Below are 9,150 nucleotides of genomic sequence, written 5' to 3'. Positions count from 1 at the left end.
TATGATTAAGTGGGAAACGATGTGGGAAGGCATAGACAGCCAGGAGGTTGGCTTAGAAGCAGCCACCCTTTAAAGAAAGCGTAATAGCTCACTGGTCGAGTCGGCCTGCGCGGAAGATGTAACGGGGCTAAAATCATACACCGAAGCTGCGGATGTGCACTAAGTGCACGTGGTAGGGGAGCGTTCTGTAAGCTGATGAAGGTTCATTGAGAAGTGGGCTGGAGGTATCAGAAGTGCGAATGCTGACATGAGTAACGATAATGAGGGTGAAAAACCCTCACGCCGGAAGTCCCAGGTTTCCTGCACGACGTTAATCGGAGCAGGGTGAGTCGGCCCCTAAGGCGAGGCTGAAAGGCGTAGTCGATGGGAACCAGGTTAATATTCCTGGACTTTCTATAAGTGGTGATGTGGGGACGAAGAAGGCTAGGTGAGCCGGGCGTTGGTTGTCCCGGTACTTGCACGTAGGTGGAGAGACTTGGCAAATCCGGTCTCTTATTAACACGGAGGTGCGAAGTGGTTCTGACCTTTCGGGGTACAGAGAAGTCATTGATGCCAAGCTTCCAGGAAAAGCTGCTAGCCATAACTTATAGGAAACCGTACCGCAAACCGACACAGGTGGACAGGTAGAGAATACTAAGGCGCTTGAGAGAACTCGGGTGAAGGAACTAGGCAAAATGGTACCGTAACTTCGGGAGAAGGTACGCCCTTGATGGTTAGTTGCCTGCGCAACAAAGCTGTTGAGGGCCGCAGAGACCAGGTGGCTGCGACTGTTTATTAAAAACACAGCACTCTGCAAATTCGTAAGAAGACGTATAGGGTGTGACGCCTGCCCGGTGCCGGAAGGTTAATTGATGGGGTTATCTTCGGAGAAGCTCTTGATCGAAGCCCCGGTAAACGGCGGCCGTAACTATAACGGTCCTAAGGTAGCGAAATTCCTTGTCGGGTAAGTTCCGACCTGCACGAATGGCGTAACGATGGCCACACTGTCTCCACCCGAGACTCAGTGAAATTGAAATCGCTGTGAAGATGCAGTGTACCCGCGGCTAGACGGAAAGACCCCGTGAACCTTTACTATAGTTTTGCACTGGACTTTGATGATAACTGTGTAGGATAGGTGGGAGGCTAAGAAGTGCGGACGCCAGTTCGCATGGAGCCGACCTTGAAATACCACCCTGTTATTATTGAGGTTCTAACTTGGTCCAGTAATCCTGGATGAGGACAGTGTATGATGGGTAGTTTGACTGGGGCGGTCTCCTCCCAAAGAGTAACGGAGGAGCACAAAGGTACCCTCGGTACGGTCGGACATCGTACCAAGAGTGTAAAGGCAAAAGGGTGCTTGACTGCGAGAGTGACGGCTCGAGCAGGTACGAAAGTAGGTCTTAGTGATCCGGTGGTTCTGTATGGAAGGGCCATCGCTCAACGGATAAAAGGTACTCCGGGGATAACAGGCTGATACCGCCCAAGAGTTCATATCGACGGCGGTGTTTGGCACCTCGATGTCGGCTCATCACATCCTGGGGCTGAAGCAGGTCCCAAGGGTATGGCTGTTCGCCATTTAAAGTGGTACGCGAGCTGGGTTTAGAACGTCGTGAGACAGTTCGGTCCCTATCTGCCGTGGGCGTAGGAAAATTGAGAGGAGCTGCTCCTAGTACGAGAGGACCGGAGTGGACGAACCTCTGGTGTACCGGTTGTCACGCCAGTGGCATTGCCGGGTAGCTAAGTTCGGACGGGATAACCGCTGAAAGCATCTAAGCGGGAAGCCTCCCTCAAGATGAGTTTTCCCATGAAGCCCGTTGAAGACTACGACGTTGATAGGCGAGGTGTGGAAGCGCAGTAATGCGTGAAGCTAACTCGTACTAATTGGCTGATTGTCTTGACCATATAACCTGATGTGCTTCAGGTTACATGGATAACATGAATGTGACTCTATTCTTTACCGGCCTCATGGCCAATCGGGTAGCACCGAGACAACCATGACGCTTAAACCGTTTTCCTGGCGACCATAGCATTCTGGAACCACCTGAATCCATCTCGAACTCAGAAGTGAAACAGACTCGCGCCGATGATAGTGTGAGGCTTCCTCATGTGAAAGTAGGTCATCGCCAGGGCTTTATTGCGAAGCGGCTCAGTAGATACTGGGCCGCTTTTTTTTTGTTAAAATTTTGTTGAAATCATGACAGGCATAGGCTTTCTACCTTCCCCAATGCTGTCTTTCGCGCGCATCCATCAGGAAACCCTTGTGCCTAATCCTGAGACAAGACAACCGGGTTTCAAATGGGCCCGCCTGCGCGGGCAAAAAAGGTGGGAGGAGCCAGGAGAAAAGGGATGCGAGGGGAGAGGAAGGCCAAGAGAGAAAGAGTAAACAGGAAAGCAGGAGTCATGGGAGAGCGTGAACAGCAAGCCAACGCAACTATGACAACCCGATGCTGCCCTGCCCGCGCAGGCGGGCAACCCATCCCGTTAATTCAATGTCCCTACCGAGGAATGACAACCCAATAGAAACATCAAACCTGATCGGCCAGTCTTTTGCTTACTCAATGCTGTCTTGCTCGCGCATCCATCCAGTTGTAATTTAAAACGATTTCCGCGCAAGCACACATTCTGATAATAACCCCACCTTTGAGTACTCGTAAATGAGTTTCATTTACGATAGAATGGAGAACCCTATTTTGGGAAGCAGGGTAGTATGTTAGTAAGTCGTATACATGAATTCCTAATCCTATTTTCTAATAAAGAGCAACCAACACATCCGGGCGATGCTGCTCTTATTGATGAAATGGGACTGAAATATTCCAATTTATCACCCGATTCTGCTCTCAAGGAGCAAGACATCAATGATCTCTTAGACGTTTACGCCAAACGTTGGGAGGGGATTGTTGATGGCGATGCGGATTATACATTTAATGCCTCGGGTGTTAATCAGCCCTGGGTTGATCTCGCTCACGATTTAGGCAGAGAACTGAAAAAGAGTTATCTCGAAGTGTTAATGCCCGTGTCCAAATTCGATCCTGATAGCTTTTCTAAAATCTCATCCTACCCGCCCAGTTCACTTTTTTTAGGTGACGATGATAAAACCTGGCATAGTGTTGAAGCCCTGATTAAACAACTCAAACTAACAGGCATGCTGGCAATCCATGATATCCCCAAAGACATCAGCCCTCGAATTTTATCGATAAAAGAAATGTATCGTTTGCAGAGTAAAACGGGTGAAGGGTTGTCTTTTAATTTGGGTAACATGCAATATGAAAGCTTTTGGAATTATTTACTAAAAGAAATAGCACCTGGCTGGAAGAAATCAGAAGATTACTCGCCTCAATTGCTTATGGCTTTGTTGGATGTGCTCAATGCCGTAGAGAAGAAAGATCGAAAGGATCTTCGTTTTGCGTTACTCAATTTACAAGGCGAAATTAATAATTGCAGCTTGAAACAGGCCATCAATTTTTATGGCCTTAAGTTCAATTATCAGGATAAACCCATCTACCTCTTCGAAATTCTGGTCTCTTGCTGGAAAAACGATACAGACATTGGAGACAAGCTGGCTCCCGTGGCGCAATGGTTGTCAGCTAAAAATCCTGCATTTATCTCCACATGCCCTGCGTTTAGTAAAAGCTATGAGGCGATAGGCGCCGGTGCGTTCTTTACCCTTTCCAACCTGGAGGAACTGCTTAATCAACTGGACTGCCGGCCTTACTCTCATCTGAATGCCTCTTTACAACAAATCAAAGAGATGTTGAAAAGAAAATCAACCATTGATGACGAGGTTTTGGAACACATCGCTTTGCTTTACAAGTCACGATGGAATAGCATCATTGACACGCCTAACGATTACCTGCGCTTAACGACTGACGTGAATAAGGCATGGATTACACTGGCCCAGAGGCTCGCGGGTGCGGGGCTTATCAACCGCAATTATTATCGTATTCTCATACCCACCCTATCCCATGACAGTGATCCGATTACAGCGGTTTCATTAATGGCTTATCCCTTGACATCATTTATCCTGGCTGATGATGGCACTCAGTTGATCTTGCTGACTAATTGTGTCAATCACCATAAAACCCATGGCACCTTTTACAATTGCAATCCGCAGGTCCCTGTACCCCTTACGCTGAAAGAAGAGCAGCGCCTCAAATTTACTAAATTTTATGATGATTATCTGCGGGCTGAAGAAGGTAAATCGACACCCGCCATTCAAAAAAGTACCGTGGAGGCCTTGGCTAAACTGGTTAATGCGGCTTTGTACCCGAACGGTTTAATTTATGGTAAGGAATATACCCCTAAAGAGTCGGTCGAGGCTGAAATAGCCTATGGTGAATTCAGCGAGTTTGTGAGAAAACTGCCAGAGGATGAGCGCGAGCGATTGTATCAACAAAAAATCACCTGGCGGCAGGATCGTTTCACAGTGGCTAAAATCCTGTTTGATATTCAAACGGGCAAAAGCCATGAAGATTCGGCTCGTGAATGTGTTGCAGTCTATACGAAACATTTAGCGAAACTGGTCTGTGATTATAATCCGCAGGCAGAATTAAAAAAATTCAATGAATTAAAACACATGCGGGCATTTTCTGCGCGAAGGGTTTATCGAAGTTATGATGGCATTGATGAGGAAGAGGCTACACGCCGCATTCTGATTATTATGGTTTCGTTGATGACCCATCAATTTAATTGTGTCTTAGCCGGACGGTATAATTTATCTTTATGGGATTCTAGTAATTTAGTTACCAAAACGGGCAGTGAGCTGTTTGCTGCCATAGATGAAGCGCTTAAAAATGGCACCAATAACATGCGTTTTGTTTATGCTTCTATCATGGAGAATATCATTATTCCTGCTCTGCAGGATGAGAGGGTGAGGACTGTCATATTGCGTTCTGCGGATACCAATGAATGGCTGCAAAGTGTTAAGAATGGCTCTTTATTCGATAGCAATCGGACTGCTTTTGATCCGAAAATTCTGATTGTTGTGTTATCAGATCTGGCAATTCAAAAGCCTGAGTTAAGAAAAAACATAGAGCATTTTATTGAGGAAGCATTGCATACCCTCACTCAGGATCAAAACAATTATCAAATCTGGATAAGGGTTAATATCAAATTTGTCGAATTGTTAACTCGCTTAGGAACACAAAAAGAAGATGTATTAAGAAAGTTACGCGCTTATAAACTGGAGTCACCCCACCTGTTTTATGAAAAAGTGTTCGACTTTTTACTCTATCGCTGTGTTTATCAAAAACTGAAAAACCAGCACGGTGGGTTTTTCACGCCGGATGTTGAACATGGCGTTCAAACCATCAAAAACAAACTGGGTGATGTGAAATTTAATAATTTAGACGATTTGTCATTCAACGGCGTATTGAAGAAATTCAGCGAGGTCATCAACTCCAATGCCGAAACGTCTCAACATCGACCGTTTTTAAATGAGTACATCGAGAAAAAATTAAGTCTTGAGATTCCAGAAAAAACAGCTCACTCGCTCGCCTTGTATTCCTCCTAATAAGAGGCAGGCAAACGCTGATTGATGAGTTTCATCAAGCTCTCATAGCGGCGATGAAAGCGGTTGTCCTGGCCGCTTGCTGCCAGGATGGCGCACCCTGGCGCATCCATGTGATTGCAATTTCTGAATTTACAGGAGGCGGTGAGTTCACGAAATTCTCTGAAACCATAAACAATGTCAATCACCGGCATTTGCCACAAACTGAATTCCCTCACGCCCGGCGAATCAATTAAATCCCCCCCATGCGGCAAGTGATAAAGGCGTGAGTTGCTGGTGGTATGGCAGCCTAATTCGGAGATTAAGGAAATCTCGGCGGTTTGAATGTTGTTCTCCTCCGGTAAAATTTGGGAAATGATTGACGATTTACCAACGCCGGATTGACCCACAAAAACACTGGTCTCATTAGCCAGTAACGATTCAAGGCATTCATAACCAAGGTTTTGTTCGCGGCTGATAAACAAAACAGGATAATCCAAAGGGACATAAGTCGCCAGGAATTGTTCCTTTAATGTGTCGCAGGGCAAGTCCACTTTATTAAGAAGAATGCAGACTTTCAATTTCAGGTGCTCCGCCATCACGAGGTAGCTGTCAAGCAGCGGCCAGTTTAATTCCGGCTTCACCGCGGCAACCACCATCAATTGCGTGATATTGGCGGCTACCGCACGTGGCATGCCGCGTTTGTCGGGGCGTTCGAGAACGGTTTCTCGGGGGTAGCAGCTCACCACAACGCCTTGATCAGTCCCCTGGGTTTGCCAGATCACCCGATCGCCTGCTACCAGCGACTCGATATTCGGTCGGATGGAGCAATGCACACGCCGCCCATCCGTGGCTTCGACTTCGGCATGGCGGCTAAATCGCGTTAAAACGAGACCGTCTTCACTGTTTGACAAGTCATTGGTGACATCAAGACGGTAGTTGGCCTGTATTTTCTGAATGCGGGCGCTTTGTTGTTTATTGATTCGTCTTTTACTCATAATCAATGAAGTCTATAATGGCTGAAACTGCAGTATGATGGCAAATTGAAATGAAAGACAGTGTTGCATCCATGTATTCCTGCCTTTACATGAGCAATTGAGCACGTCTCATGGTCCTGTTGATATGCCAAATTTTTGCCTTATTGGTTTTTTATTGGTAAATTTCCATAAAGCAAGTGTATGAAAATTATCGCCCGTTTTCAAAAAAAACGACAGTCTTTAGGAAAAGAGAGAGCATGAAAGTATATCTGGTGGGCGGCGCAGTTCGTGATCGACTGCTTGGTTACCCGGTCAAAGAACAGGATTGGGTGGTTGTTGGCGGTACGCCTGAACAATTATTACAGCAAGGCTATCAACAGGTGGGCAAGGATTTCCCGGTTTTTCTGCATCCTGAAACGCACGAGGAATATGCCTTGGCCCGCACGGAACGGAAAAAAGGGCCGGGGTATTATGGTTTTGATTGCCAGTACGATGTCAATGTGACGCTGGAAGAGGATTTATTGCGGCGCGATTTGACTATAAACGCCATGGCCATGGACGAACAGGGACGACTGATTGATCCTTACCACGGGGCCAAGGATTTAGAGGGCAAATGGTTAAGGCATGTGTCACCTGCGTTTGCTGAAGATCCTGTGCGTGTGTTACGCGTTGCACGGTTTGCTGCACGGTATGCGCATTTAGGTTTTCGGGTGGCCGATGAAACCCGGCTGCTGATGTACAAGATGGTTAACAATGGCGAGTTGCATCACTTAGTCGCCGAGCGTGTCTGGCAGGAGCTGCAGAGGGCTTTGTCGGAAAAGAATCCGGACGTGTTCATTATGACCTTGCGATCCTGTGGCGCTCTGTCGGTGATATTACCCGAAATCCAGGCCTTGTTTGGTGTACCCAACACGCGCCGCTACCATCCCGAAGTCGACAGCGGCATCCATACGTTGATGGTTTTACAGGCGGCTGTTGAGTTAACCGAGGACACCACGGCCCGATTTGCCGCATTGGTGCATGATTTGGGTAAAGCTTTAACACCGATGCGTCAATGGCCAAAACATCACGGCCATGAAGAAAGCGGCGTGAGTGTGATAGAATCCTTGTGTCACCGTCTGCGTGTCCCGGCTGAATACCGTAAACTGGCTGTGCTGGTTTCGCGCTTTCATTTACTGATCCATCGGGTGGAAGAGCTGCGGCCTCAGACCATTGTCAAAGTGCTGGAGCGAACCGATGCTTTTCGCCGGCCGCAGCAATTTGAAAAATTGTTAACCGTTTGCGAAGCGGATTCTTTGGGAAAGGGAAAAAATTGCTACGGACAACGTGCTTTTTGGCGAGCTATGTACGCTGTCTGCAATCAGATTTCTGCACAGGCTTTGCTTAACGAAGGCTATCAGGGCGCTGCCATCAAAGATGAATTGAGCAAGCGCCGTGCGGCAGCCATTAAATCGGATCTTGATTCGTGGGAAAACTATGAAAAACAACAATAACTTAATTTGGCTGGATTTGGAAATGACGGGGCTTGAACCCGAACGCGACCGAATTATCGAAATCGCAACCATCGTGACCGATTCACAGCTTACTATTCTGGCGGAAGGTCCGGTCATCGCTGTTCATCAAAGCGAAGCGGTGCTGTCCGGGATGGATGACTGGAATACCCGGCAACACAACCAATCCGGCCTGGTGAAACGGGTTCAGGAATCAACGGTCAGTGAAGCCCAGGCAGAACAAATGACCATTGATTTTTTAAAGCAATACCTGGACAAAGGCAAATCCCCCATGTGCGGCAACAGCATTTGCCAGGACAGGCGTTTTCTTTACAAGTACATGCCGGAACTCGCGGCCTTCTTCCATTATCGCAATCTGGATGTCAGTACGCTCAAAGAACTGGTGAAGCGCTGGCGGCCACAATTAATGAATGGCGTCACCAAAGAATCCAAACATCTTGCCCTGGATGACATCAAAGATTCCATCGCCGAATTGGCTTATTATCGTGAACATTTTATTAGCAGGGGGGAAAGCACATCATGATTGAACGTGAACAACTGGTTCTTCCCAACGGCGCAGACAAATTGCTGCTGCATTCCTGCTGTGCACCCTGCTCCGGGGAAGTGATGGAAGCCCTGCTTCATTCAGGCATCGATTTTTCCATCTTTTTTTATAACCCGAATATTCATCCCGTGCAGGAATATGAAATCCGAAAGCAGGAAAACATCGCCTTTGCCAAAAAGCATGCTATTCCTTTTATTGATGCGGATTATGACAAAGACAACTGGTTTGCCCGCGTCAAGGGTCTTGAGTGGGAGCCTGAGCGTGGTAAACGCTGCACAGCCTGTTTTGACATGCGTTTCGAACGCACGGCGCTGTATGCGCATGAACACGGCTTTCCCGTCATCAGCAGTTCACTGGGTATTTCGCGCTGGAAGGACATGAATCAGATTAATGACGCCGGCACCCGCGCGGCAAGCCGTTATCCCCACATCGAATACTGGACTTACAATTGGCGTAAAAACGGCGGCGCGGCGCGCATGTATGAAATTGCCAAGCGTGAAAATTTTTACAAGCAGGAATATTGCGGCTGCGTTTATTCGTTGCGTGATACGAACAATTGGCGTAAACAAAACGAGCGTGATCGGATTAAAATTGGTATTAATTATTACAGCAATGAACTGGATTCATCGGATTCCAGCTCAGTCGAGCAATAGG

At 47.3% G+C, this 9,150-nt stretch carries 5 protein-coding genes and 2 rRNA genes (1 of these 7 cut by a window edge); 6 read left to right on the top strand and 1 reads right to left on the bottom strand.

The window, feature by feature from the left end; all coding sequences use genetic code 11:
* From DYE45_RS12940 to DYE45_RS12930, 3 genes are all read left to right on the top strand, one after another.
* Nucleotides 1–1,881: ribosomal RNA gene (locus DYE45_RS12940) — 23S ribosomal RNA — on the top strand (it extends 1,014 nt beyond the left edge of the window).
* Nucleotides 1,882–1,992: 111 nt separating this feature from the next.
* Nucleotides 1,993–2,108, top strand: a 5S ribosomal RNA gene (gene rrf, locus DYE45_RS12935).
* Nucleotides 2,109–2,776: 668 nt separating this feature from the next.
* Nucleotides 2,777–5,488: a hypothetical protein gene (locus tag DYE45_RS12930; RefSeq protein ID WP_108295019.1), complete on the top strand. Its 2,712-nt coding sequence runs from the start codon at nt 2,777–2,779 to the stop codon at nt 5,486–5,488.
* Here the strand turns inward: DYE45_RS12930 and rsgA are convergent.
* Nucleotides 5,485–6,462: a ribosome small subunit-dependent GTPase A gene (rsgA, locus tag DYE45_RS12925; protein WP_108295017.1), complete on the bottom strand. Its 978-nt coding sequence runs from the start codon at nt 6,460–6,462 to the stop codon at nt 5,485–5,487. The genes DYE45_RS12930 and rsgA overlap by 4 nt on opposite strands.
* 236 nt (nt 6,463–6,698) lie before the next feature.
* On the opposite strand from rsgA, the gene DYE45_RS12920 reads away from it, so the two are divergent.
* From DYE45_RS12920 to DYE45_RS12910, 3 genes are read left to right on the top strand one after another with little or no spacing between them, the layout of a single operon-like run.
* Entirely contained in the window at nt 6,699–7,934 is a 1,236-nt protein-coding gene (locus DYE45_RS12920; protein ID WP_115300986.1) for a multifunctional CCA addition/repair protein, read from the top strand.
* On the top strand, nt 7,918–8,475 hold the full coding sequence (gene orn, locus DYE45_RS12915) for an oligoribonuclease (RefSeq protein ID WP_108295013.1): 558 nt from the start codon (nt 7,918–7,920) through the stop codon (nt 8,473–8,475). Before DYE45_RS12920 ends, orn begins: the two co-directional genes overlap by 17 nt.
* On the top strand, nt 8,472–9,149 hold the full coding sequence (locus DYE45_RS12910) for an epoxyqueuosine reductase QueH (protein ID WP_108295011.1): 678 nt from the start codon (nt 8,472–8,474) through the stop codon (nt 9,147–9,149). Before orn ends, DYE45_RS12910 begins: the two co-directional genes overlap by 4 nt.
* Nucleotide 9,150: the final 1 nt, after the last annotated feature.

The organism is Legionella taurinensis (assembly GCF_900452865.1).
GTDB lineage: Bacteria > Pseudomonadota > Gammaproteobacteria > Legionellales > Legionellaceae > Legionella_C > Legionella_C taurinensis.
The sequence above is the reverse complement of the archived record's forward strand: the minus strand, read 5'-3'. Positions and strand labels throughout refer to the sequence as shown.

Coding starts and splice junctions, on each gene's coding strand:
- DYE45_RS12930 (WP_108295019.1), top strand. CDS start 2,777: ATGGGACTGAAATATTCCAATTTATCACCCGATTCTGCTCTCAAGGAG.
- rsgA (WP_108295017.1), bottom strand. CDS start 6,462: ATGAGTAAAAGACGAATCAATAAACAACAAAGCGCCCGCATTCAGAAA.
- DYE45_RS12920 (WP_115300986.1), top strand. CDS start 6,699: ATGAAAGTATATCTGGTGGGCGGCGCAGTTCGTGATCGACTGCTTGGT.
- orn (WP_108295013.1), top strand. CDS start 7,918: ATGAAAAACAACAATAACTTAATTTGGCTGGATTTGGAAATGACGGGG.
- DYE45_RS12910 (WP_108295011.1), top strand. CDS start 8,472: ATGATTGAACGTGAACAACTGGTTCTTCCCAACGGCGCAGACAAATTG.